Raw genomic sequence first — 23,669 nt, forward strand, 5'->3', positions numbered from 1 at the left:
TAAACTGAGACAGTAAATTTGAAGAGTTTTAGCCGAACGACGATAAGTAAATATGTTACGATAGTTGTAGAGTAGTTTACCAATAATTTGAGCAATTGTCATTAACAAAATAGGCAGAATGATGAACGATTATGATGTTGCTGGAAATGGCATTCATCTATTGAAGGTAGATTTATGGAAGATCGCTTTTTTTGTATAACGAATAGAGGAGGAAAAGTGATGCTGAAACATAAAAAAAGTGTTTCTTTTCTGTATCGTTGTTTCAGCACTTTCAATCTTAATATTCCATAAACAGAATATGGGTACGGCTGGCAATCGAGTGGGTGTCTATTCATGGTGATCGAACATTGTCAACCGGCTTCTCTCTTCTGTCTCCCCATAATATGAAATTTGTTTTTTTGGATTTCGGAAATGTATTGATCAGTACTCTTATCTTATACGGCTGTACGATTGTTTTAATGAAAATGTGGAAACATAAAAAATCGAATAGGGGAATGTGATCATGTTCAAGAGTGTTACGTTGTATACGAATAAGCTGAAATCATTGAAACGTTTTTATATGAATTTACTGGAGTGGGATTTGGTCGAAGCCGATAACGACCGATTTACAGTGAAAGTCGGCAGTTCACAGCTATCCTTTGTTGAAAGCGAGCGGCCTTACTTTTATCATTTTGCAATCAATATACCCGGCAATCAATTTTCGATGATGAAATATTGGCTAAAAGACCGTGTGACGCTAAATCGGGAAGAAGGAAGAGATGAAGTTTACTTTCAAAGCTTTGATGCTGATTCAATGTATTTTGAAGATCCAGCAGGGAATATCGTTGAGTTAATCGGAAGGAGAAAACGAGATTTATTCGGAGATTTAACGAAAGAGTCATTTATCGATATAAGTGAAGTAGGAGTTGCAACACCTTACGTTACAGAAGTCGGTGAACTGCTTCAGGACAACGGCATCCCGCTGCGCAATGGAACTGAAGTGAATCCGGATGAATTGAATTTCTTAGGAAAGGATGACAAATTCGTCGTATTAGTTCCGCTTCATCGTCGCTGGTATTTTTCCAAAAAACAATCTGAAGTAGCTCCGCTTGAATTTACCGTTAACGAAAAGACATTCAAGATTGATGTCGAAGGGAAAATAGAGACTATAGAAGAAAATTAATGATTAGAAGTTAATGATTGTGTACCATATCTTTTTTCGGATGAAGGATGTTCTGTTATAATTGGAGCGGAATGAATCGGAAAAAAGGTGAAACGATTGAACTTTATATGGACAATAGTTTTTATGGCTGTCATTGGCGCAGTAATCGGCGGTTTTACGAACCATCTTGCGATTAAAATGCTTTTTCGGCCGCATGAAGCGAAGTATATCGGCAAATGGCGCCTTCCATTCACACCAGGGTTAATTCCTAAACGGCGGGATGAATTGGCAGTTCAGTTAGGGCGAACAGTGACGAATTATTTACTGACGCCTGAAACTTTCCGTAAAAAATTATTAACGCCTCAGATGGAAAAAAAAGCCGAGCAATTTATTCAAGAGAAGATTGAACAATATGTTTTTCAATCTGATCGTACGTTGAATGATTGGATTAGCCTGTCGGGAGCTGCTAATTTTGCTGAACAAGCGGAAGGGAAAGTTCTGTCTGTCATTGACAGCCGTTTGAATAACATGCGGGCAAAATTGACAACAGGTACAGTGGCGGAAGTTGTGCCGGAGAAATGGCAGGAACAGGCCGCGGAGCAAATACCGAAAATTACTGTTTATATGCTTGATCGTGCAAATCAGTATGTCAATTCGTTTGAAGGAAAAGTGATGTTTCAAAAGTTGATTAATGATTTCCTGGAATCGAAAGGAACATTTGGTGGCGTGTTGAACATGTTCTTTGGGGATTCCAATTCCCTCGTTGAAAAAGTGCAACGCGAGGCAACGAAGTTCATTGAAGCACCGGGCACGAATCATTTGCTTCGCACGATGATCGACAAGGAATTTAATAAGCTCAAAAATCGACCTGTCGATGAATTGTTGTCAGGGTTTGATTGGGATGGCGCATTTAACGCAGTTAAAGCATACGTTAAGAGAGAATTGGCTTTTTCTGACCGTTTTGATAAGACGATTCAAGATTATTTTCCGAACGGTGCTCAATGGACTGCTGAGAAAATCACGCCTAAATTGACGAGTTTCGCGTTTGAACAAGCGGAAAAGCAATTGGAAATCTCTCTAAGTAAGTTGAAGCTTGATGAAATCGTTAAAGAGCAGGTTGATTCATTTCCGGTGGCGGTGCTTGAAGATCTTGTATTAGGAATTTCAAGGCGCGAATTTAAGATGATTACGGTTTTAGGCGCTTTGTTAGGCGGCTTAATCGGAATCGTGCAAGGCGTAATTGTCTTGCTGACAAATTTATAGGGGGGAACAGTAAATGACTGTTAATATTTATGATGACTTAAACAAATTGGAAGCGTCTCTACGTCAAACGAATGAGTTTGGAGAAGTACAAAAAGCGATCGAGGACGTTAAAGCAGATGAGGCGGCGTTGTCTCTTTTCACGAATTTCCGCAAAATCCAATTGAACTTGCAAGAAAAACAGATGGCTGGAGAGGAAATCTCACAAGAAGAGCTTGAATACGCACAAAAAACAGCCCAGTTAGCGCAGCAAAATGAAAAGATTATGGGCATGTTGCAAGCAGAGATGCAATTGAGCGGTTTAATTGAAGAAGTGAATCGTGTTCTCATGAAACCAGTACAACAATTATATGAATCAATGGTAGAGTAAAACCGGCATATTGCCGGTTTTTTTCATGTAAGTCGATAAAAGCCCCGTATATTTGATACAATATAAAGCGCATATTTGTAGCAATCGTTTAATCCTTTTTATGATAGATTTTTGTACATTGAAGAAAGTTGGTTGGAAACTGATGCAAAAAATAATGATTGATAAGCATTTTGATCAAGTTTATATTCGGATGTTCACGCACTTGTCCAATTTGTTTTTTGAGCAATCAAAGATCGTAACAGAGGCAGATCCAGAGGCGCTTGCCGTTCAAATGGAACTGTCGAAGACGGCTGAAGGAGAAATTGTTTGTATCGCTAACATGGAAGTGGGCGGGCAACAGTACGAAGCAACCTTTTCTGAGCGGGAAGAATTGGCGAATGAAAAGGAGAAAGTGCGTCAAACGAAAAGGCTTTATTCACATGTGTTTTTGGACGTGTTAGAGCAATATACAGGTATGACACAATCATGGGGAATCTTGACTGGCATTCGCCCGATGAAGCTTTACCACCAATATCGCCAACTTGGCTTTGGAGTGGAAGAAGTAAAGTCTTTGCTTATGGAAAAGCATCGTGTGTCGGAAGAGAAATGTAATTTGCTATCTCAAATAGAAGAAGTGCAGTTAAAAGCGATTCCTGACTTACATCAGTTGCGCAATGAAGTTAGCATTTATATCGGCATACCATTTTGCCCGACGAAATGTGCGTATTGCACGTTTCCTGCTTACGCGATTCATAGGAAAAATGGTCGGGTCGAATCGTTTTTAGACGGATTGCATGAAGAAATCCGCGAAATCGGCAAATGGCTGAAAGAGCGCGAAATGAAAATTACGACGATCTATTTTGGCGGAGGCACGCCGACGAGCATAGAGGCGGATGAGATGGATGCCCTCTATCAAACGATGGTTGATTCATTTCCAAATATGGAAACCGTTCGAGAAATCACTGTGGAGGCAGGCCGTCCGGATACGATTACACCAGAGAAAATCGAAGTGTTGAAAAAATGGGGCATCGATCGGATTAGTGTTAATCCGCAATCTTATACGGATGAAACGTTGAAGGCGATCGGCCGACACCATTCTGTTCAAGAGACAATCGATAAATTTTGGCTGTCCCGCAATATGGGCATGAAAAATATTAATATGGATTTGATTATCGGATTGCCAAATGAAGGTTTAGCAGAATTTGAGCATTCTTTATTAGAGACGGAAAAAATGCAACCTGAATCACTCACTGTTCATACGCTATCCTTTAAGCGTGCATCTGAAATGACGAGAAATAAAGATAAGTATAAAGTGGCGGATCGGGAAACAGTGGAACAAATGATGAAGATGGGCGAACGTTGGACAGCTGCGAATGGCTATGCACCGTATTATTTGTACCGCCAAAAAAACATTTTAGGAAATTTGGAGAATATCGGTTACGCAAAGCCGAATGAGGAAAGCTTGTACAACATTATCATTATGGAAGAAGTGCAAACTATTATTGGGATCGGCTGTGGTGCTTCCAGTAAATTTATGGAGCCGGAGAGCGGCAAAATTACCCAATTCCATAATCCGAAAGATCCTGCAGCGTATATACTTACATTTGAAGAGTATATCGATAAAAAGATTGAACATTTAGAGCGAATTTTTCCAAACCAACTCGTTCAGCAAAAGTAATGGGAATTACCCTTGTGACGATACTGTCGCAAGGGTTTTTTCATACGATGTGCTTGCCCCCTCTATAGATGGTAATATGAATTGGCGAATGGAAGTGGTCATCTTCTTCTTAACCTAAGTCATCCATCGAGGGATCGTTGACATACAAGCAAATAATTACGTAGAAAATTAAAGGGTTTTTGAGAAACCGTAGCGAATAGTATAAAGTGAATGATCATTCATTTTTTAAAAGGGGTGTGCGATATGTTTTCTACGATTGAATTGACGACTGACGGCAGATTGGCGAGATTAACGTTGAACAGGCCGGAAGCGATGAATGCGATGGATGATGTGATGATGAGGGAGCTTGCAGAAGCATTTGAATCATTAAAGGAAAATGAAGAGGTTCAAGTTTTAATTATCCAAGGGGAGGGGCGCGCATTTTCGGCTGGCGGAGATATTAAGAAAATGGTAGACCCGGAAAAACCGATGGATATCAGTACTGTAATGGTTGATGTCTCTAGGCTTGCCAAAGGGTTATATGAATTGCCTCAAATTACGATTGCATCCATTCACGGAGCTGCTGCTGGATTAGGTTTCAGTTTATCATTAGGCTGCGATGTGTTGATTGCCGAAGAAAATAGTAAATTGGCGATGAACTTCATTGGCATCGGCCTCGTACCGGATGGAGCTGGACATTTCTTTTTGAAAGAGCGGATTGGAATTCCTAAGGCGAAGCAGCTAATTTGGTCCGGAGAAGTGATGGATGGAAATACGGCCAAAAAACGAGGACTCGTTGATGAAGTCGTTCCGGAAGGGCAAGCTGCGGCGACTGCAGAAGCATTGGCAAGTCAATTCCTTGCTGCTCCAATTCGCGCGATGATCGCATCAAAAAAGATTTTGCATGAACAAAACTTGAAGGAATTGGAACAAGTTTTATCAATGGAAAGCAAGTATCAAGTAGAAATGCGTCAAACAGAAGACCATTTGGAAGGTATTCAAGCGTTTGTCCAAAAGAGAAAGCCTGAATTCGCAGGAAAATAAAGAGAAGGACTCATTCCGCATAATTGGAATTGAGTCCTTTTTGACGATATTTTTTAGCTGTTTCCCGCCATGAGAAATATCCTTTTTCAACAGCGGATAATAATAATTCTGCAGTTTCGATATTTGTGGCAAGTGGTACACCGTATACGTCACAAAGGCGCAATAAGGCGCTGACGTCAGGCTCATGGGGCTGTGCCGTTAGCGGGTCTCGGAAGAAGAGGATTAAATCCAGATGGCCAGTGGCAACCATTGCACCGATTTGTTGATCTCCACCTAAAGGACCGGACATCATCCGCTCAACGGATAAGTTGGTTTCTTCCATAATCCTCATTCCCGTCGTTCCGGTTGCATATAGCTTGTACTTTGAAAAAATATGTTCATAAGCGATTGTGAAATTTACCATTTCATCTTTTTTGCGATCATGTGCAATTAGTGCGATATTCATTTGACGCACCCCCTAATGGAAATGTAAGACTTATAAGGAAGGATAGCTTCCTCCCAAATAGGGTACCACATTGAAAGAAAAACTCAAACGTGGAACAATAATAATTTTCCTGCAGGCGATGCTAGCCGATGTGTCTGTTCGCTCAAGTTTTGTTCTTCTAAAATAGCAGCCCCTTTTTCTTTTGCTTCTTCATCCGACGCTGCAGTAAAAGTTTCCTCTGTAATCATCTTTCCCGTTTTTTCATACGCAGTCAATTTATAAGTTCTCATCAACATTCAGCTCCTTTTTCATCATTATACTATGAAATGGCAAAGAATGAATAGTCATTCACTTTTTGTGAAGGAAAACTTCATACGATTTAAGAAAGCGTTATGCGTGTAAGAGTGACAATAATACGTGTTCAAAATGATTGATACGTTTTTGATTGGATTGAAGCGGTGTTGAAGTTGTTTATGCGCTAAGAACAGTGAGTTTAGCGTTTTCCTGTCAATTAATGCGTTAAAGTAGAAGATTTTTTTTTTGAATTCGAATGATAGAAGAAATTATTATAGAGAATATGTAAAGGAAGCTTGACAATGCGGAAATAGTAAAGTAAGCTTTACGTAAAGTGACCTTTACATCGGGAGGGGTGTTTTCGACTGAACAATTTAATTAGAGAAAAGAGAACGGAGAGGGGATGGACGCAAGATGATTTATCGGAAATGCTTCAAGTCTCAAGGCAAACGATCATTTCTCTTGAAAAAGGGAGATATAATCCATCTCTCATTCTTGCATTTAAAATCGCCAAACTGTTTGGTTGTCGAATAGAAGAACTATTCATACCGGAGGAGGAATGAAAATGTATGAGGGGTTTGACATTTGGGCGTTCTTGGCTGGATTGCCTACCGGTTTACTGATCTGTGGCATTGTGTTTTATTTTGTAAGAAAAAAGAACATGAAAGAAAGAGTGTATGACGAGCGGTATAAGAATCTTCATAGACATGCAAAGTCGATATCGTGGCATGTAACGGCAGTCGCTATTTTTATCGCATGGCTTATTACGATGATTGTAGAAGGGCCTAAGTTAGCGTTTTTCCTTTTAACTTTTTTATGGGTTACCCATATGATTTCCTGGATAATCGGCGCGGCTGTTGCAAGCAAACATCATTGAATTGAAAGGAGTGGAGGCGATGCCTTCATTGGAAAGCATTGCGGGTTTTTTCACAGGGGCGGGAGTCGTTTTGTTATTGCTGTTCTTGTATATAAGAAAGGGAAAGAAAGAGAAGCGGTTTGATGAGCGTTATGAAGAAGTGCATTCGAAAGCAAGAACAATTTCATGGTCGATTACACTCATCGTATTGATGCTTTTGTGGGTCGCCGCAATCGTGTTTGATCTTGGAACGTTGCCGTTTATTTTTGCGATCAGTGCATATAGTGTGTTGTTGCTCAGTTATATTGTATCAGCGATATGGCTTAATAAAATTATGTAGGATGAGTTAGAAAGGGGAAGGCGCATGACATTATTATTAGAACATGTCACGAAACGATTTGGAGACTTCACGGCGGTAGATGATTTGTCATTGTCCGTTGCAGAAGGGACGATGCATGGCTTTTTAGGAGCGAACGGTGCGGGGAAAACGACAACGTTCCGGATGGTTTTAGGTTTATTGAATGCAAATGAAGGACAGATCACTTGGAATGGGAAGACCATTTCGTATGAAACGAGCCCGCAAATCGGGTATTTGCCGGAGGAGCGCGGACTTTATCCGAAAATGAAAGTTGGAGACCAACTCTTATTTTTGGGTGAGTTAAGAGGGATGAAGAAAGTGGATGCTAAAAAAGCGATGGCCCATTGGCTCGAACGTTTTGAAGTTCCTCAATATGAACATAAAAAAGTTGAAGAGCTGTCCAAAGGGAATCAGCAGAAAATACAAGTGATTGCCGCGTTAATGCATGATCCGAAGCTGCTCATTCTTGATGAACCATTTTCCGGTTTAGACCCGGTGAATGTTGAGATGCTGAAAAGTGCAATTCTTGATTTCAGGAAAAATGGAGCGACAATCGTATTTTCAAGCCATCGGATGGATCATGTCGAGGAATTATGCGAACAGCTTAGCATCGTCCATAAAGGGAAGCAAATTGTAAATGGTAATTTAAAAGATGTTAAAAGATCATTCGGCAGGCAAAATGTGCGTATTAAATCCGATTATGATCTATCAGGTTTGGAATCAATGAATGGCGTGCGATCCTTTACAAAATCGGTTGAAGGCGGACTTTATCAAATTGAGGATGAGGCAGTTGCCAACCAATTGCTTGAAAACGCATTGAAGATCGGGCCGATCCGCCATTTTGAAATTGAAGAGCCTTCATTGCAAGATATCTTTATCGCAAAGGTGGGGAAAGAGCATGCGTGAGTTTTGGATTATTTTTAAGCAGGCGTTCATTACAAAGACGAAAACGAAGTCTTTTATCATTACGACTGTAATTATGGTTGCAGCCATTTTCTTGCTGGCGAATGCACAAAAAATTATCGATGGTGTGCAACAAGCATCATCGGGTTCTGAGGAGCCTGTTATAAAAGTAATGGATGAAAGCGGGCATCTTGTAGATCGGCTTAAAGGTCAATTGGATGACAGCGATTTTGGTATGCGTATTGAGGCTTCTGACGAAACAGAAGAAGCATTGAGTAAACAGCTATCAAAAGAAGAAATTGATTCTTTTATGACTTTGTCAATTGATGAGAATAATATTATCCATGCAAACTATGTAACGATGAGTCTCGTAGATTTCAGCTTACCGACAAGATTGCAGGATGCTTTGCAAACGATTCAAACGGAAATGAAAGCAGAAGAACTTTCATTGACAGGTTCGGAAGTTCAGACGCTTTTTGCACCGATTCAATTTGAACAGAAAAACGTGTCGCCGTCAGCGAAGTCTGAGGATGAATTAATGCAGGCAAGAATTCTTGTATATGTGCTCATGTTTGTCATCTATTTTGCTGTCATTATCTATTCAAGTATGATTGCCATGGAAGTGGCGACTGAAAAATCTTCGCGTGTTATGGAAATTCTTATTTCCAGTGTTTCTCCGGTGAAGCATATGTTTGCTAAAGTGTTAGGAATCGGCACATTGGGCATTGTTCAGATCATTGTTTATGGAATTGCCGGTTGGATTGCATTTCAAACTTCTAAGAGCGATGCAACGGAAGGCATTCAAAGCTTCTTCAATTTTTCGGATTTAAATAAAGTGACACTAGTATACGCAGTGATCTTCTTCCTATTAGGCTATTTCCTATATGCAACATTGGCGGCGCTTTTAGGATCGTTAGTTAGCCGTACTGAAGATGTTCAGCAAATGATTATGCCGATGTCATTGCTCATTATTGCTGCATTCATTATAGCGGCGACTGGGCTAGGGAATCCAGAATTAGGTTATTTGAAATTCACATCGTACATCCCATTTTTCGCGCCTTTAGTTATGTTCCTGCGGGTTGGCATGCTTGATTTGCCTGTATGGGAGCCATTGCTCTCAATTGGCATCATGCTATTGACGATTTTCGTGTTAGGCTGGTTCGGCGCACGTGTTTATAAAGGCGGCGTTTTAATGTACGGTCCGTCACGTTCATTGAAAGATATTAAGAAAGCGATTCAATTAGGGAAAGAATGATAAGCACCGGCAAAAGTCCGTAAATACGGATCTCTGCCGGTTTTTTCATGCGCTCTAATTGGATTTATGATAGAATTAGAACAAATATTCGTTTGGGAGGGATTGGCATGGCGTCCATCCGTTTTATTCATGCAGCCGACTTGCACTTGGATAGTCCATTCAAAGGAATGACGGAGCTACCGCAAGAAATGCTGGAACAGCTACGGGAAAGCACATTTGCGGCTTTTGATCAACTGATCAATTATGCAGTTGAAACTAAGCCGGATTTTGTTTTAATTGTTGGCGATGTATACGACGGGGAAGAAAGAAGCTTGAAGGCGCAAATGCGATTCCAGTCAGGAATGGAAAAATTGAATGATGCCGCAATTCCTGTTTTCGTTACCTATGGCAATCATGATCATTTGAACGGCAAATGGACACGGTTTGCATTGCCAGCCAATGTTTTTGAGTTCGGAGGACAAGTTGAAGATGTCTGCATAGACATTAGGGGTAGACGAGTTGTGCTGCATGGCTTCAGTTATGCAGAGAGACATATTAAGGAAAGAATGATTGACTCCTATCCTGTAGCAGAGGATCGGGACGTCCTTCATATTGGCCTTTTGCATGGCAGTGCGGCAGGCGATGAAACACATGCTGTCTATGCTCCTTTTACAATCGCTGATTTAGTATCTAAACGCTACGATTATTGGGCATTAGGCCATATTCATAAGCGACAAATTCTTCACGAAGAACCAATGGTCGTTTATTCGGGAAACTTGCAAGGAAGGCATCGAAACGAAAGGGGAAGCAAAGGGTTTTACGAGGTCGAATTGGACGGGCATGAAACAAAATTGAATTTTGTGTCCACATCATCGGTTGTATTTGAACGTGTGGAAGTGAGCTGCAAAGGGATTCAGCACGCTAATGAATGGTTTTCCGCATGTATGGAAGCAATTGATTCGTTTACATATGAAAATGGTTCAGCAATCGTTGAAATTATTTTGACAGATGTTGAAGAAATGACGATGGAGCTGTTTAGCCAATCGGGAATGGATGAATGGCTGCATGCATTGAGGGAAATGGCAGCAGAGAAAGAACCGTTTGCGTTCGTTCAGAAAATCCACATCGTTCAAACAAGTAAATTGCATGCTGCCTATGAACCTTTAGTGGAGTCGGTTCTTCAGCAAATTGACAGTTGGACAACTGAGCAATGGAAAGGAATCTTAGAGGATCTTTATGGGCATGCCCAAGCAGGGCGTTTTTTAGATAGACTGCATTCAGAAGATTTGATGGAAATACGAAAAGATGCAGAAAAGCTTCTGTACGTTGAAATGTCGAAACTGAAATGAGGTGAATAGATGTTTATTAAAAAACTTGTCATATATGGGTTTGGCAAGCATCGTAATGTTTCGCTCGATTTGGAACGGGGCGTCAATATCGTATACGGCATAAATGAGGCCGGCAAGACGACGTTACAGCAGTTCATCCTGCAAATACTTTTCGGTTTCCCGCAGAAAAATAGTGTACTGCAACGGTATGAACCGAAAAACGGTCATGCATTCGGAGGCCAGTTGCATATAGAAGATGATACATATGGCAGCTGCATTATTGAAAGAGTGGCCGGGAAATCTGCAGGGAATGTTACTGTACGCTTTGAAGATGGCACGACAGGGGGAAATGAGGCGTTACAAGCTATATTGCGGCAATATGATCGAACTTCATTTGAGTCGATTTTTTCCTTTTCACTGTTCCAGCTGCAAGGTTTGGAGAAGATGACCGAAGATGAGTTGAATAGGCTTTTATTGGCGTCTGGGACGACTGGTGTCGATGCTTTGCTCCAATTGGAAAAGCAAATGGAAAAAGAAATGGGCGAGCTGTTCAAAAAAACGGGACGCAATCCGGTTATGAATGTCCGTTTGCAGGAGCTCCGGCAATTGGAAAAGGAATTAAAAGAAGAGCGAGCAAAAGTGGATTCGTATGCACCGAAAATGAAGCGCCTAAATGAAGTGGACGAAGAGATTGAACAATTGCAAAAAGCATATGCTTCCCTGCAAGCGGATAGTAGAGAAACTGCAATGCACTTACAAGCTATGCCTCAATTAAAACGGATGCGTTCAATTGAAAACCGACTTGCTCAATTGAAGACGACAAAATTCCCGAGGGACGGCATTCGCCGCTATGAAATGTTGATTGGAAGAAAGGAGGAAGCTGAGGCAAAAAAAGCGACCTATCTTTCAGAACGGCAACAATTGGAGAAACGACTCTTAGACAAGCCAGACCGTAAAATGATCGATCAGATGGCGTCATTGTTATCCCGAGAAAGTGAATGGCATAATAACGTTGCTCTGCGGGAATCGTTGATCGAAGAAAAGCGGCAATTGCTAAACCGAAAACACCGTTTATTGGATCGGATAGGGATTCGTGAGGGCGACAGCCGATTGTCGGAAGGCGACCTGTCGATTAAGCAGGAGGAGCTGCTGCATGAGCAGCTATCAGAGGTGAATGAAACAGAGCGTCAAATCGGCTATGTCAAACGGCAGTTAGAGCAATCCGAAGCAGAATGGAAAAGCTATGAACGGGAATGGCAAGAAAATGAACGACTTTCACCATCGCCAGCTGAAGAAGAAAAGGTAGAACAGTGGCATGCAGACCGAAACAAGTACTTGGAAGCAAAAGCGTATATACAGCTTGTAGAGCAAAAACGAAGAAATGTATTGCCTGTCTTGGCAATAGGTGCCGTTGCAGTCGCAGCTGCAATTACGGGAGCAATCTTGCAAAAGATCATGTTTATAGTGATAGGCGTTTTAATGGCAGCTGCAGCACTATATGTTCATCAACTGCAAAGCAAAAATGGATCCGACTCAAAGAAATTTGCAGAAATGAAACGGTTGATCGCTACATATGATGGACAAGTAGAGCAGCTTGATGATCTGTTCGAAAAGATTCGGGTTTACAAGGAGCGGAAAGCAAACTTGGAGCTGCAATTGAGAAAGATCAATCAAGCAATGCAAGTGTTGGATGCGGAATTGATTGCTTTAACAGATGAGCGAAAGCGGCTTGGACAGTCTGTCAATCGTTTCTTTGAACAGTACGGCATTCAACAATTGCCGAATAGCGGCGTAGTGCAGGAGCTTTTTAGAATGCTAAGGGAAGTTCAGGAAATCAAAAGAGACGTAGAAGAAATTGATAGACGAATTGCAGTACTATCCGAAAAAACAACGATGTGGAAGAAAGAAATTTCTTCATTGTTGCCAAATGAAGTGCCGGAAAACCTATTGTTTAACGTTCTTCGACAGGAATACACAGCGCTTGTTGCGGATGAAGCCGCTTATTCGGAAGCAGTGATACGTTTCGATGCAATCGGCAGGAAATTGATGGAAATAGAGCAGATTGCCGCTTCATTACAACAGCAAATTCGTCAATTATTCGATGAAGCGAATGCAGATGGAGAAACCGGTTTTTACAAAGCGCATGAGGATTATCAAGAGTATTCATCGCTCACTCGCCAATTGGCCGATATGACAGAAAACAAAACATGCCAAGGCGCAAATAAGGCGTTTGAACATTTTACGGAGTTCGAGTTGGAACAGAAAATCGAAGATACTAATAACGCGATAGCAACGATGGAAGAGCAACTTCACCATCTCCAACAGGAAAAAGCATCGTTGGCATACGAAACGGATCAATTATTGTCGGATGATACAATGCAGAAAAAACGTCAACTCTTTGAGATGAAGAAGGCTGAATTTGCCGAACTGTCGAAGCGATGGGCGACAGTTCAGGTCGTATCTGAAGGGATTAAGCGGACGATGGATGAATTGAAAGAGAAGAAGCTTCCGGAAGTAATGAAAACCGCAGAGCAATTTTTCAAACGGTTAACTGGAGGAGCATACGATACGCTTAGCATCTCCGAAAAGGGTCTCTTTCAAGCAATTGATTGTACAGGTAGGCAATTTTCAATTTATGAATTAAGCCAAGCGACGAAGGAACAAGCTTATTTATCGCTGCGGCTGTCACTTTCGATGGCGATGGAGGAATCCGCTCCGTTTCCGATCATTATGGATGATCCGTTCGTCCACTTTGATGAAACACGACTTTCGAGTATGATTACTATTATGGAAGAGAGAAAGAATGCGCAGCAATTCATCTACTTTACTTGTCATGAAAGTTTGAAGTATGCATGGACGGATGCAGCAATACTAAACGTTTCTGAATTAGGGAACGAGGAGGGGATGTTGTACGATGAAAAAAATCATGGAGCACCAAGTTGGAGAACCGGTCGACCTTTACTTGCTGATCAAACAATCGACGAAAGGGATCACGCAACAAGGAAGTCCGTTCATGACCCTTATCCTGCAAGATAAAAGCGGAGATATTGAAGCGAAGCTATGGGATACAGGAGAAGAGCAAGAAAAAATGTATTGCGCTGCGACAATTGTAAGAGTTGGCGGCGAAGTGCATGAATATAGAGGCAAAAACCAACTGCGCATTAAAAGCATCCGCCCTGTCAGAGAAGATGAGGACATTTCCATTTCCGACCTATTGCCGTCGGCTGAAAAAAGTAAAGAAGCGTTATTCGAAGAGCTTCTCCAATTCTTTTTTGAAATGAAAAACCCAGCTATCCAAAGGATTACTCGGCATATTTTGAAAAAGCATCAAGCTGATTTCATGGTATATCCGGCTGCGACTAAAAATCATCATGACTATGTCTCAGGATTGTTGGATCATGTTGTCTCCATGTTGAAATTGGGCAAAGCAATTGCTGATTTATATCCGACATTGAACAAAGACCTTTTATATGCAGGTATTATTTTGCATGATATCGGAAAGGTCATCGAATTATCCGGACCAGTCGCAACTCAATACACGGTAGAAGGAAATTTGATCGGTCATATTACGATTATGGTCAATGAAATTTCAAAAGCTGCAGATGAACTTTCGATTCAAGGTGAAGAAGTTGTGCTATTACAGCATATGGTATTATCGCATCATGGAAAAGAAGAATGGGGAAGCCCTAAGAAGCCGATGTTGAAAGAGGCTGAAATGCTTCATTACATTGATAATATCGATGCAAAGATGAATATGCTGAATCGGGCGATGGCGAAAACAGCAAAAGGTGAATTCACTGAGCGGATATTTCCGCTCGACAATCGATCATTTTACAAACCGACCTTTGAATAATAGAAAAAAAGTAGAGATAGCCAAATTGGCCAATCTCTACTTTTTTAGATCTTATTTGCTTTCTTTGTCTGCGTCTTTATCTGTGTCTTTTTTGTCGTCAGCTGGAAGGTAAGGGTCCATCACGTGTTTGAATTCATCCGCTTTAACATCGATATCCGCTTTCTTCAACAGATCTGTTAATTTCTCTTCGAATTCAATGCCTTTCAAATTGTTTTCTACTTCAGCACGGATGTCTTCTTCCGTTTTTTCTGTTTCCGCTTTGCGAGTGTCTAACAGTTCGATAACATGGTATCCGAAGCTTGTTTTAACAGGTTCGCTAATTTCGCCTTTTTTAAGTGCGTATGCAGCGTCTTCGAATTCTTGTACCATTTTACCTTGTCCAAACCAACCAAGGTCACCGCCAGTTTCTTGTGCAACGGGTTCAGTCGAGAATTCTTTCGCCAATTTTTCGAAGTCTTCTCCATCTTTCAGCTTCTTAATAATATCTTCTGCTGTTTTTTCATCTTTTACAAGTATGTGGCGTGCGTGTAATTCAGTTTGAGCTCTTTCGACGCCAGTCTTAATTGCTTCATCGGATACTTCAAGAGAATCGATCAGTTTTTGTTGCAGCATTTTCGATTTAATATTTTTCTCAAAGAATTTTTCAGTTATACCATTTTGTTGCAAATAAAGATCGAAGCTATCTCCGTAAGCTTCTTTTTCTTTATCAATTTCCTCTTTCAATTCTTTATCGGAAACTTTATATTCACTTTCAATTGCGCGCATAAGGATTAAGTTTTCCATTACTTGAGCGCCAAGTGCATCTTTCATTTCTGTATACAAGTCTTCTTTCGTAATATCGCCTACTTTAGTAGCTACAAGCACTTCATCATCTGAAGCTTTGTCATTTGTACAAGCGGATAATGCCAATACTGATGCGGCCATGGATATAGCAAGAATCGTTTTTTTCATGGATATTCTCTCCTAACTTTTGTGTACAACAGTTGATACTATAACATAAAAACGCTCATAAAACAAAAAGGTTCCATCAAATGATTCGCCTACGACGTGTAAAACCCGTTGCATACGATAAAAAGAGAGAGGAGGTGCTCGTATGAGTGGATATGGCGTAGGGCAAGGTTCTTCCGGATTCGCGTTGATCGTCGTATTGTTCATCCTGTTGATTATCGTCGGTGCAGCATATTTGTACTAATCAAAAAGTCCACGTCCCGGGGTAAATCCCGGCGTGGACTTTTTTATTTTCATTTGGATATCGGACTGGATTCGTACCCTTACCTCGTCCCGCCTTTTATTGGATGTTTAGAATAAGAACGAGTTATACTTTTAATAAAACTTCTAAATAAAACGATAGGATTAAGATTGTAATTAAAATATTGACGGTACGGTAGATTTTCGGTTGCTTTTCTTCCGGAATTTCGCGTGTTTGACAAAGTGCATATGTCATTTTGTTTATTTGGAATAAATAAAATAACGAGAATAGGACAGTAATAATAAGGATCAAATCCATTCCTCCTCTTCATAGCTTCTATTTATGATAGCAGAAATAGAACGCTGTGCAAATTATTTTTCCTCCGCTACTTGCAATTCAGGCAGCGTCTCTTCTTCTTTTTCGATTTGTGAGGAGTACAGAGCGACTAATTCTCCGTTTTGATCCGCAAAGGAATCGTCAATACTTTTAAAGCCCCGTTCAAAAATTTCCATAAAATCTTCCCCGTAAATATTGCGAATGACCGCCATGACTTCTAAAAACTCTGGGAATTTGCCGTAAATATTTTTTATTTGCAATGAACCATCTAATATGCCATGGTCTGACTTATAATAATTTTCGTTCATCTCATGGAGTAGAATTTCACCTTTATCTGTGACTGCGACGTATGTATTTCGACGATCGGTATCTTTTTTAAAGAAATTTAAGTATCCACGTTCCTCTAATTTCTTTGAAAAGTTAAATGCGGTAGATACGTGCATGACACCGAATTTAGCTACATCTGAAATCGTTGCCCCTTTAAGATGGTGAGCAATCATAAGAATATGGTGTTCATTAATATTCAAATCATAAGGTTTTATCCACTGTTGCCAATCTTTTTCAACGGCTTTCCAAAGAGCTTTAGACATCTGTGCAACACGTTGACTATAAATCATCGCATCTTTTTGTGAGAATTTTTGCTCCGTCATAAGATACCTCCAAAAGAAAATAATTTACGCTCCTTTCATTATAGCAGGAAAATAACAAATAAAAAAGTTGGAATTGCAAAAATTCTTTATAGAAAATAAAAAAAGGTACCCGAAAAGTGGATAACCTTTTACTTTTGATGTGATAGAAGTGATTGTTCCAATTCAGCGATAGACTGTTGAATCGATGAAATTTCCTTTTCCAATCGCTTTTTGTTCGCTTCTGTCGATTGTTGCCAATGTTGCAATGTGTCTTTTAAATCTTCTACTGTTTCTGGAAGTCGTTCCTTCGTTTCTTTCGCCAGATGACCGATCGAGGATTTTAATTCGGCAAATTTTCCTTTTACATCGGATAGCTTATATTTTATATCGGACGAAGCATGTTTGACAGATGTACGTAGTTCACTGCCTGTTTGAGGTGTGGAATAGAGCACTGTAATTGCTGCTGTAACAGAGCCCGCTAAAAGTCCGAGGACAAATGTAGAAGTTTTCAAATCGTCCCGCTCCTTTCATTATGAATAGTATTCCTGTTCTTAATTCAATTAAAACATGGGAGTGCGGGAACGGGCAAGAATGAAGATATACAAAAAAGCTTCCCCTGTAAGAGGAAGCTTGCAGCTTGTTGACAAACGCTCGCATACTGCGTTGCTCGTCTCGCTCGTCCCCTCATGAACTTAAGTTCTATTCGGGTCTTCGCTCGACTTCGCGCGGGCCTGCACGATGCAGGTCATGCAGTCGTTGCGACAGGATGTCGCGCACTTAGACTGCCTTCCACGTGACAAGCGTTTTCAAGCCAAGCTGGGCAAACACCTATCTCATGACTACAAACCTTAAAAGGACTGTAGACAAAGTAAAAAGATACTTTGTCTACAGTCTGAAAGCTTCCCCTGTAAGAGGAAGCTTGTAGATTCATTAATGGTGTAAAGCTGTTTTGAATGAAGTTCTTTTTAATAGCCCGGTAATAATCGGATACATGATGAAGAAAACGACTCCATTCATGGCGATTGCCGGCAGTACAACTGTTAAAAATAGCAATCCGAAAGGTACGTTTGCCCCCATTACATAAATGGCGACGGATAAGAAAATTGTACCTGACAAAAGCGTTCCTAAACATGCGATCATTGTTGACACGACCAAATGTTGAGATAGCTTTTTCATTGCCACGATCACCGCATAGACGATAAATGCCGTAATGAATTTATCGATAATATTGGGGATGAACCCACCAGGAAAGCTCGTAAAGATGCCAGAAATGATGCCGGTTGTAGCACCTAAAAGAAACACGCTTTTCACATCAGGAAACAGGAAAATGCCGATAAACATCATCGTCAGCATGAAGTCAGGCTTCATGCCTTCACCGTAACCAGGGATCACCAAATATAAAGCTGCACCGACCGCGACTAAAATAGCCATTAACGTCAAATTTTTCGTATTCAATTCTACTCTCTCCTCTTCTATTCTCTTCTCAATACCTGTATTTTCCTAACGTATCCTCGTGATCGTTAGCGAAAATATTTATATACTGTACCACCAATTGTCCGAAAAATCAAGGTAGTTCATTGAATCTTTTCCGAATGCCATTTGCAATTTCATGTAATCGTTCCTGCGTAAATTCTTCTACTTTTGCATTCCACTCGAATTGGAAGCCATCCGTTTCATCATAGCGTGGAATTAAATGCAAATGAAAATGGAACACAGCTTGTCCTGCAGGCGCACCATTATTTTGCAATAGATTCATCCCGGCAGGAGCAAATTCTTCCTTTAGTATGTTTGCGATTTTAGGGACGACCTGAAAGAGATTCGCCGCCTCTTCCGCAGTCATTTCATAAATGTTTTCACGATGTGCTTTCGGAATGATCAACACATGGCCTTTTGTGACAGGCATGACATCCATGAAGGCGACTACCGATTCATCCTCATAAATTTTTTCACTTGGCAATGAACCTTCCGCGATTTTGCAAAAGATGCAAGAAGTCATTTGAAATCATCCTTTCCAGTTCATTTCTTGTTGAATTTCGGGCATTTCTCATCATAGTGTAGCATAGTTTATATGAAGGCGTGAAAGGTGGACAAAGCATTTCCTATTATTTTTTGGTAAGATGTTTATCATAACATAGCAAAAATGCAACGGAACGAATGCCGGGAGTGGAGGATGGATATGGCAATCTTATCAGTGAAAGATGTAACTGGCGGCTATACTCGAAAGCCTGTTTTGCATGATTTAACATTTGACATCAATGAAGGGGAGTTAGTTGGCTTAATCGGCTTGAACGGTGCCGGGAAAAGTACAACGATTAAGCATATTATCGGGTTAATGAACCCCCATGCAGGAGAAATAGAAGTGAATGGCGTGACTTTTGACGAAGATGCAGAGCAATATCGAAAATCGTTTACGTATATTCCTGAAACACCGATTTTGTATGAAGAACTTACGTTAAAAGAGCATTTGGAATTGACAGCGATGGCTTACGGCTTGGAACGGGAAGTTTACGAGGCGAGGGCCGAATCATTGCTTAAAGAATTTATGATGGAGAAAAGGCTGAATTGGTTTCCTGCGCATTTTTCAAAAGGGATGCGCCAGAAGGTTATGATTATGTGTGCATTTTTAGTGGAGCCTTCGCTGTACATAATCGACGAACCATTTGTCGGCTTAGACCCGATTGGAATTCGTTCACTATTAGATCAAATTTCAGAGCGGAAAGCTGCAGGAGCTTCCATTTTAATGTCTACACACGTATTATCGACTGCTGAAAAGCATTGTGACAGGATCATTTTCTTGCATGAAGGGAAAGTGCGTGCGCAAGGGACGATGGATGATTTGCGAGCGGCCTTCGGCAAGCCGGGCGCTTCATTAGATGAAATTTACATTGCGATGACAGAGGTTCAAAATCATGAAAAATTTGCGTGAGTTATGGGGGAAACGGCTAGCCCATTATATGAATGAACTGCAAAAGTATATGAAATTCATCTTTACCGGGCATTTAGCAGTTGTCTTACTATTTGCGATCGGAGCTGCTGGCTATGCCTATAGCGAATGGTTAAAAGACGTACCTGCCGGTTTCCCATCTGCGATCCTAACAGCAGTTGTCATCGGAGCGGCGCTTACATTTAGTGCACCTGTCACATTATTGCAGCCGCCCGATAGCGTGTTTTTCCTGCCGCTTGAAACCAAATTAGATCGTTATATGAATCGCGCTTTGCGCTACACATTCTTTTCTCAGTTGCCGCTTCCGTTAATTTTGTTCATCGTAGCAATGCCTTTGCTGTCAGCGACTGGCCTCGGTGAGAGCAATATGTATTTATTGTTAACAGGTATCATACTATTGCTTGTGAAATGGCTGTATGTGCACACTGAATTTTATTTTCGATATGCGAATGAAGGAAATGGTGTTTTATTCGATCGGATCGTTCGGTTCGTATTGGCAGCATCCTTGCTGTACGTTGTCATTGAAGGACATGTATTTTTCATCCCGGTAATCGGTCTTGTAATGGCTATATATGATGTAATTTTTAAAATGAAAAGTGCAAAGGTGCCTTTCCCATATCGTCATTTCATTTCACTGGAACAAAATCGCATGATGCGTTTTTACAGATTCGCGAATTATTTTACGGATGTACCGCATTTAATGGGCTCAGTTAGCAGAAGAAGCTATTTGAATTTCGTTTTACGTCCTGCTATTTTTGGAAAAACGAAACCACAGCAATTTTTACTTCGGAGAACGCTTTTGCGTACAGATGACACGTTTTGGCTATGGGTACGGCTTACGTTATTATCCATTGTAGGCATTATACTCATTCCGTTTCCGATCGTGATTACAATCTTTGTAGGAGCGCTCTCTTTTGCAACGGCGATCCAACTGCTTCATTCGCTGAAGGCAGATGATGATTTCAGAATGGATATGCTATTTCCAGAAGTGGATCAAACACGCTTTCAGGCGATTCGGAAAACAGTCAGCTCTGCGCAATGGGTACAGACAGCCGCGGTGCTGATTACAGCATTTTTCATATATGGATTCAGTTTGACGCCGTTTATTTTATCGATCGTCGTCATTGTTATATCGCAATTGACAATACGAAGGACAAATTTGCAAACCGAATACGATTGACATCCAAGATTTGAAATGAAATAGAATATTCTCAAAACCCTTGCAACATTCCTTGATCGTTATGTATAATGGAAAAAAGGCATCAGGGGTGAGGGAGATGGAAAAAAACTATTCATATGCCGAGTTCTTAAAAGCCGTTGGGAAGAACAGTTCTTCGTTGCATGCTGAAAAACTGTTAAATGAAATTTATATGGATCTATTCATTAGCCATATACATCGTGAACAAAACAGAAACCGTCTCTTGGAACTGATTGACGAATCTCTTGTCCATAACGATAAAGAAGCTTTTCATCGCTTAACGGAAGAGCTGCGTTTATTAGATGAAAACTGATCAACTGAAATTGTTATGTAAGAGGAACTTCCAATTTGAAGAATAGGAATAGAGCTGCTAACAAGCCACCGATTGGCTGTTAGGAGCTCTTTTTGTATTCAAAATGGTTGAAGGGCAAGTTTTTCGGCAAATGTGTAAGTGAGAGAAAGACAAATTTTAAAACGTACGTTCGTTTATTTCTTTAGGAATATGATAGACTATGATAAAATGTAGAATAACTTCATACAGCACAGATCCCCCATTTCAAGAAGTGGCGGGATGACCGCAGGCGAAACTTGCTAATCAGCAAGGAACATTACTCTGATTCAAGTGAAGCCTTTGGATACAATGACGCCGATGTGTCATTGATTTTGAAACGGGGAGTGACATTTATGGTCGAAACATTTGATTTGCGTGCGCCGTATAAGCCATTGGGGGATCAACCATCAGCAATATCAAAATTGGTTGAAGGAGTACGCCGAAATGAAAAGCATCAAACATTGTTGGGGGCAACAGGTACAGGGAAAACGTTTACGATATCGAATGTTGTAACAGAAATAAACCGGCCGACGCTTGTTATGGCACATAATAAGACGTTGGCGGGACAATTATACAGTGAGTTCAAAGAGTTTTTTCCGAACAACGCAGTCGAATATTTTGTCAGTTTTTATGATTACTATCAACCCGAAGCATATGTGCCGCATACGGATACGTATATCGAGAAAGACGCGACGATCAATGATGAGATTGATAAGCTGCGGCACTCAGCGACGACAGCATTGTTCGAAAGAAATGATGTGTTAATCGTTGCATCAGTATCTTGCATATATGGGTTAGGTTCGCCGGAAGAATATCGGAAGCATGTAGTTTCGTTAAGAACGGGTATGGAAATCGGGCGCAACGAGTTGCTTCGAAAATTTGTTGACAATCAATATGCCCGAAACGATTTGAACTTTGTTCGGGGAACATTCCGAGTGCGTGGGGATGTGATAGAAATTTTCCCTGCTTCACAAGATGAACATTGCATCCGGATCGAATTTTTCGGTGATGAAATTGATCGCATTCGGGAAGTCGATGCGCTGACAGGAGAAATATTAGGCGAGCGCGACCATGTTGCCATCTTCCCGAACTCCCACTTCGTAACTGGCGAAGATAAAATGGTAAAGGCAATCGCGAATATTGAAACAGAGTTAGAGGAACGGTTAAAAGTGCTTCGAAGCGAGGACAAATTATTGGAAGCGCAACGTCTTGAGCAACGTACACGGTACGATCTTGAAATGATGCGCGAAATGGGATTTTGCTCGGGCATTGAAAACTATTCGAGGCATTTGACGTTAAGACCGCCTGGCGCAACGCCTTATACATTGTTGGATTATTTCCCAGACGATTTCCTAATGGTGATCGATGAAAGCCATGTTACGCTGCCGCAAGTGAGAGGAATGTACAACGGAGACCAAGCAAGGAAACAAGTTCTTGTAGACCATGGCTTCCGCTTGCCATCCGCCCTTGATAACAGGCCGCTAATGTTTGAGGAGTTCGAAAAATATATTCACAACGCCATCTATGTCTCGGCAACGCCAGGCCCTTATGAAATTGAACATACGACAGAGATGGTTGAACAAATTATCCGTCCAACGGGCTTGCTTGATCCAATCATTGAAGTGCGGCCGATCGAAGGACAGATTGATGATTTGATTGATGAGATCAATGAGCGTATAAAACGCAATGAACGGGTATTGATTACAACATTAACGAAAAAGATGTCGGAGGACTTGACCGATTACTTAAAAGAAATCGGTATAAAGGTGCAATATCTTCATTCAGAAGTGAAAACCCTTGAACGGATTGAGATTATTAGGGAACTTCGGTTAGGCACTTACGATGTGCTGATCGGAATTAACCTTTTGAGGGAAGGGCTTGATATTCCGGAAGTATCACTCGTCGCAATTTTAGATGCAGATAAAGAAGGATTCCTTCGATCCGAACGTTCTTTAATCCAAACGATCGGACGTGCAGCGCGAAACTCGGAAGGGAAAGTAATCATGTACGCTGACCGATATACCGATTCTATGACGAAGGCGATCGAAGAAACGAAACGCCGGCGAGAAATTCAAGAAGCTTACAATAAAAAGCATGGCATTACTCCGACGACGATCAAAAAGGAAATTCGCGATGTGATCCGGGCAACACAAGTCGCAGAGGAAACGGTCACCTATATTGAAAAAGTGACAAAAGGAAAATCCTTGTCCAAGGAAGAGAAAGCGAAATTGCTCGCAACGCTCGATCAGGAGATGAAAGAAGCGGCAAAAGCACTCGATTTCGAAAGGGCGGCCGAATTACGCGATACGATACTAAGTTTGAAAGCTGAAGGGTGAAAACG

Annotated in this window: 26 protein-coding genes; 18 read left to right on the plus strand and 8 right to left on the minus strand. The window is 41.0% G+C overall.

What is annotated here, in order from left to right; translation table 11 throughout:
- Nucleotides 1-502 precede the first annotated feature (502 nt).
- The 5 genes from WFH04_RS09860 (at nucleotide 503) to WFH04_RS09880 (ending at nucleotide 5,451) form a co-directional block, all read left to right on the plus strand.
- A complete protein-coding gene (locus WFH04_RS09860; RefSeq protein WP_336823873.1) occupies nucleotides 503-1,162 on the plus strand; it encodes a glyoxalase in 660 nt (219 codons plus the stop codon).
- An 87-nt stretch (nucleotides 1,163-1,249) separates the two neighbouring features.
- On the plus strand, nucleotides 1,250-2,404 hold the full coding sequence (locus WFH04_RS09865; protein WP_336823874.1) for a DUF445 domain-containing protein: 1,155 nt from the start codon (nucleotides 1,250-1,252) through the stop codon (nucleotides 2,402-2,404).
- A 13-nt stretch (nucleotides 2,405-2,417) separates the two neighbouring features.
- Nucleotides 2,418-2,771, plus strand: a complete 354-nt coding sequence (locus WFH04_RS09870; RefSeq protein ID WP_336823875.1) for a YlbF/YmcA family competence regulator — start codon at nucleotides 2,418-2,420, stop codon at nucleotides 2,769-2,771.
- A gap of 142 nt (nucleotides 2,772-2,913) precedes the next feature.
- Entirely contained in the window at nucleotides 2,914-4,428 is a 1,515-nt protein-coding gene (locus tag WFH04_RS09875) for a coproporphyrinogen III oxidase (RefSeq protein WP_336823876.1), read from the plus strand.
- 243 nt (nucleotides 4,429-4,671) lie between these two features.
- Nucleotides 4,672-5,451, plus strand: a complete 780-nt coding sequence (locus tag WFH04_RS09880; protein WP_336823877.1) for an enoyl-CoA hydratase — start codon at nucleotides 4,672-4,674, stop codon at nucleotides 5,449-5,451.
- Nucleotides 5,452-5,461: 10 nt separating this feature from the next.
- Here WFH04_RS09880 and mgsA read toward each other — a convergent pair whose 3' ends face one another.
- Both mgsA and WFH04_RS09890 read right to left on the minus strand, forming a co-directional pair.
- A complete protein-coding gene (gene mgsA / locus WFH04_RS09885) occupies nucleotides 5,462-5,896 on the minus strand; it encodes a methylglyoxal synthase (RefSeq protein ID WP_336823878.1) in 435 nt (144 codons plus the stop codon).
- Nucleotides 5,897-5,979: 83 nt separating this feature from the next.
- Complete coding sequence (locus tag WFH04_RS09890) at nucleotides 5,980-6,165, minus strand: YhzD family protein (protein ID WP_336823879.1); 186 nt, start codon at nucleotides 6,163-6,165, stop codon at nucleotides 5,980-5,982.
- Nucleotides 6,166-6,534: 369 nt separating this feature from the next.
- On the opposite strand from WFH04_RS09890, the gene WFH04_RS09895 reads away from it, so the two are divergent.
- The 8 genes from WFH04_RS09895 to yhaM all read left to right on the plus strand — a co-directional run bounded on the left by WFH04_RS09895 (nucleotide 6,535) and on the right by yhaM (nucleotide 14,701).
- Entirely contained in the window at nucleotides 6,535-6,732 is a 198-nt protein-coding gene (locus WFH04_RS09895) for a helix-turn-helix transcriptional regulator (protein WP_336823907.1), read from the plus strand.
- A 2-nt stretch (nucleotides 6,733-6,734) separates the two neighbouring features.
- Complete coding sequence (locus WFH04_RS09900) at nucleotides 6,735-7,046, plus strand: DUF2178 domain-containing protein (protein WP_336823880.1); 312 nt, start codon at nucleotides 6,735-6,737, stop codon at nucleotides 7,044-7,046.
- A 19-nt stretch (nucleotides 7,047-7,065) separates the two neighbouring features.
- Nucleotides 7,066-7,365, plus strand: coding sequence for a DUF2178 domain-containing protein (locus WFH04_RS09905; RefSeq protein ID WP_336823881.1), 300 nt, complete (start codon nucleotides 7,066-7,068; stop codon nucleotides 7,363-7,365).
- Nucleotides 7,366-7,389: 24 nt separating this feature from the next.
- Entirely contained in the window at nucleotides 7,390-8,289 is a 900-nt protein-coding gene (locus WFH04_RS09910; RefSeq protein WP_336823882.1) for an ABC transporter ATP-binding protein, read from the plus strand.
- Complete coding sequence (locus WFH04_RS09915) at nucleotides 8,282-9,541, plus strand: ABC transporter permease (RefSeq protein WP_336823883.1); 1,260 nt, start codon at nucleotides 8,282-8,284, stop codon at nucleotides 9,539-9,541. The genes WFH04_RS09910 and WFH04_RS09915 overlap by 8 nt, the downstream gene beginning before the upstream one ends.
- Before the next feature lie 107 nt (nucleotides 9,542-9,648).
- Nucleotides 9,649-10,869 (plus strand): metallophosphoesterase family protein, encoded by a 1,221-nt coding sequence (locus tag WFH04_RS09920; RefSeq protein ID WP_336823884.1) that lies wholly within the window; start codon nucleotides 9,649-9,651, stop codon nucleotides 10,867-10,869.
- 9 nt (nucleotides 10,870-10,878) lie between these two features.
- On the plus strand, nucleotides 10,879-13,884 hold the full coding sequence (locus tag WFH04_RS09925) for an AAA family ATPase (protein ID WP_336823885.1): 3,006 nt from the start codon (nucleotides 10,879-10,881) through the stop codon (nucleotides 13,882-13,884).
- Nucleotides 13,775-14,701: a 3'-5' exoribonuclease YhaM gene (gene yhaM / locus WFH04_RS09930; protein WP_336823908.1), complete on the plus strand. Its 927-nt coding sequence runs from the start codon at nucleotides 13,775-13,777 to the stop codon at nucleotides 14,699-14,701. The genes WFH04_RS09925 and yhaM overlap by 110 nt, the downstream gene beginning before the upstream one ends.
- A 51-nt stretch (nucleotides 14,702-14,752) precedes the next feature.
- Here the strand turns inward: yhaM and WFH04_RS09935 are convergent, their stop codons facing one another.
- A complete protein-coding gene (locus WFH04_RS09935; protein WP_336823886.1) occupies nucleotides 14,753-15,652 on the minus strand; it encodes a peptidylprolyl isomerase in 900 nt (299 codons plus the stop codon).
- A 142-nt stretch (nucleotides 15,653-15,794) separates the two neighbouring features.
- On the opposite strand from WFH04_RS09935, the gene WFH04_RS09940 reads away from it, so the two are divergent.
- Nucleotides 15,795-15,893 (plus strand): YjcZ family sporulation protein, encoded by a 99-nt coding sequence (locus WFH04_RS09940; RefSeq protein ID WP_336823887.1) that lies wholly within the window; start codon nucleotides 15,795-15,797, stop codon nucleotides 15,891-15,893.
- A 123-nt stretch (nucleotides 15,894-16,016) separates the two neighbouring features.
- On the opposite strand, the gene WFH04_RS09945 is transcribed toward WFH04_RS09940, so the two are convergent.
- The 5 genes from WFH04_RS09945 to WFH04_RS09965 form a co-directional block, all read right to left on the minus strand.
- The gene (locus tag WFH04_RS09945; protein ID WP_381482395.1) at nucleotides 16,017-16,208 is read right to left on the minus strand and encodes a hypothetical protein; all 192 of its coding nucleotides are present in this window, start codon (nucleotides 16,206-16,208) and stop codon (nucleotides 16,017-16,019) included.
- Nucleotides 16,209-16,261: 53 nt separating this feature from the next.
- Nucleotides 16,262-16,876, minus strand: a complete 615-nt coding sequence (locus WFH04_RS09950) for an HTH-type transcriptional regulator Hpr (protein WP_336823889.1) — start codon at nucleotides 16,874-16,876, stop codon at nucleotides 16,262-16,264.
- A 128-nt stretch (nucleotides 16,877-17,004) separates the two neighbouring features.
- A complete protein-coding gene (locus tag WFH04_RS09955; RefSeq protein WP_336823890.1) occupies nucleotides 17,005-17,367 on the minus strand; it encodes a YtxH domain-containing protein in 363 nt (120 codons plus the stop codon).
- Between the two features lie 418 nt (nucleotides 17,368-17,785).
- Nucleotides 17,786-18,310: a tryptophan transporter gene (locus WFH04_RS09960; protein ID WP_336823891.1), complete on the minus strand. Its 525-nt coding sequence runs from the start codon at nucleotides 18,308-18,310 to the stop codon at nucleotides 17,786-17,788.
- 109 nt (nucleotides 18,311-18,419) lie between these two features.
- Entirely contained in the window at nucleotides 18,420-18,851 is a 432-nt protein-coding gene (locus WFH04_RS09965; RefSeq protein WP_336823892.1) for an HIT family protein, read from the minus strand.
- A gap of 180 nt (nucleotides 18,852-19,031) precedes the next feature.
- Between WFH04_RS09965 and WFH04_RS09970 the strand changes: the two genes are divergently transcribed.
- The 4 genes from WFH04_RS09970 to uvrB all read left to right on the plus strand — a co-directional run bounded on the left by WFH04_RS09970 (nucleotide 19,032) and on the right by uvrB (nucleotide 23,664).
- Nucleotides 19,032-19,781 (plus strand): ABC transporter ATP-binding protein, encoded by a 750-nt coding sequence (locus WFH04_RS09970; protein ID WP_336823893.1) that lies wholly within the window; start codon nucleotides 19,032-19,034, stop codon nucleotides 19,779-19,781.
- Nucleotides 19,765-20,979 (plus strand): ABC transporter permease, encoded by a 1,215-nt coding sequence (locus WFH04_RS09975; RefSeq protein ID WP_336823894.1) that lies wholly within the window; start codon nucleotides 19,765-19,767, stop codon nucleotides 20,977-20,979. Before WFH04_RS09970 ends, WFH04_RS09975 begins: the two co-directional genes overlap by 17 nt.
- Before the next feature lie 97 nt (nucleotides 20,980-21,076).
- Nucleotides 21,077-21,310 (plus strand): IDEAL domain-containing protein, encoded by a 234-nt coding sequence (locus tag WFH04_RS09980; RefSeq protein ID WP_336823895.1) that lies wholly within the window; start codon nucleotides 21,077-21,079, stop codon nucleotides 21,308-21,310.
- Nucleotides 21,311-21,681: 371 nt separating this feature from the next.
- The gene (uvrB, locus tag WFH04_RS09985; protein WP_336823896.1) at nucleotides 21,682-23,664 is read left to right on the plus strand and encodes an excinuclease ABC subunit UvrB; all 1,983 of its coding nucleotides are present in this window, start codon (nucleotides 21,682-21,684) and stop codon (nucleotides 23,662-23,664) included.
- Nucleotides 23,665-23,669 lie beyond the last annotated feature (5 nt).

This window comes from Sporosarcina sp. USHLN248 (genome assembly GCF_037144575.1).
Taxonomy (GTDB): Bacteria; Bacillota; Bacilli; order Bacillales_A; family Planococcaceae; genus Sporosarcina; species Sporosarcina contaminans.

Bases quoted from the DNA above. Each gene is read 5' to 3' on its own strand.
- WFH04_RS09905 (WP_336823881.1), top strand. From the start codon at position 7,066: ATGCCTTCATTGGAAAGCATTGCGGGTTTTTTCACAGGGGCGGGAGTC.
- mgsA (WP_336823878.1), bottom strand. From the start codon at position 5,896: ATGAATATCGCACTAATTGCACATGATCGCAAAAAAGATGAAATGGTA.
- WFH04_RS09925 (WP_336823885.1), top strand. From the start codon at position 10,879: ATGTTTATTAAAAAACTTGTCATATATGGGTTTGGCAAGCATCGTAAT.
- WFH04_RS09970 (WP_336823893.1), top strand. From the start codon at position 19,032: ATGGCAATCTTATCAGTGAAAGATGTAACTGGCGGCTATACTCGAAAG.
- WFH04_RS09965 (WP_336823892.1), bottom strand. From the start codon at position 18,851: ATGACTTCTTGCATCTTTTGCAAAATCGCGGAAGGTTCATTGCCAAGT.
- WFH04_RS09935 (WP_336823886.1), bottom strand. From the start codon at position 15,652: ATGAAAAAAACGATTCTTGCTATATCCATGGCCGCATCAGTATTGGCA.
- WFH04_RS09890 (WP_336823879.1), bottom strand. From the start codon at position 6,165: ATGAGAACTTATAAATTGACTGCGTATGAAAAAACGGGAAAGATGATT.
- yhaM (WP_336823908.1), top strand. From the start codon at position 13,775: ATGGAGCACCAAGTTGGAGAACCGGTCGACCTTTACTTGCTGATCAAA.
- WFH04_RS09870 (WP_336823875.1), top strand. From the start codon at position 2,418: ATGACTGTTAATATTTATGATGACTTAAACAAATTGGAAGCGTCTCTA.
- WFH04_RS09950 (WP_336823889.1), bottom strand. From the start codon at position 16,876: ATGACGGAGCAAAAATTCTCACAAAAAGATGCGATGATTTATAGTCAA.
- uvrB (WP_336823896.1), top strand. From the start codon at position 21,682: ATGGTCGAAACATTTGATTTGCGTGCGCCGTATAAGCCATTGGGGGAT.
- WFH04_RS09900 (WP_336823880.1), top strand. From the start codon at position 6,735: ATGTATGAGGGGTTTGACATTTGGGCGTTCTTGGCTGGATTGCCTACC.
- WFH04_RS09915 (WP_336823883.1), top strand. From the start codon at position 8,282: ATGCGTGAGTTTTGGATTATTTTTAAGCAGGCGTTCATTACAAAGACG.
- WFH04_RS09860 (WP_336823873.1), top strand. From the start codon at position 503: ATGTTCAAGAGTGTTACGTTGTATACGAATAAGCTGAAATCATTGAAA.
- WFH04_RS09945 (WP_381482395.1), bottom strand. From the start codon at position 16,208: ATGGATTTGATCCTTATTATTACTGTCCTATTCTCGTTATTTTATTTA.
- WFH04_RS09875 (WP_336823876.1), top strand. From the start codon at position 2,914: ATGCAAAAAATAATGATTGATAAGCATTTTGATCAAGTTTATATTCGG.
- WFH04_RS09910 (WP_336823882.1), top strand. From the start codon at position 7,390: ATGACATTATTATTAGAACATGTCACGAAACGATTTGGAGACTTCACG.
- WFH04_RS09940 (WP_336823887.1), top strand. From the start codon at position 15,795: ATGAGTGGATATGGCGTAGGGCAAGGTTCTTCCGGATTCGCGTTGATC.
- WFH04_RS09920 (WP_336823884.1), top strand. From the start codon at position 9,649: ATGGCGTCCATCCGTTTTATTCATGCAGCCGACTTGCACTTGGATAGT.
- WFH04_RS09880 (WP_336823877.1), top strand. From the start codon at position 4,672: ATGTTTTCTACGATTGAATTGACGACTGACGGCAGATTGGCGAGATTA.
- WFH04_RS09975 (WP_336823894.1), top strand. From the start codon at position 19,765: ATGAAAAATTTGCGTGAGTTATGGGGGAAACGGCTAGCCCATTATATG.
- WFH04_RS09980 (WP_336823895.1), top strand. From the start codon at position 21,077: ATGGAAAAAAACTATTCATATGCCGAGTTCTTAAAAGCCGTTGGGAAG.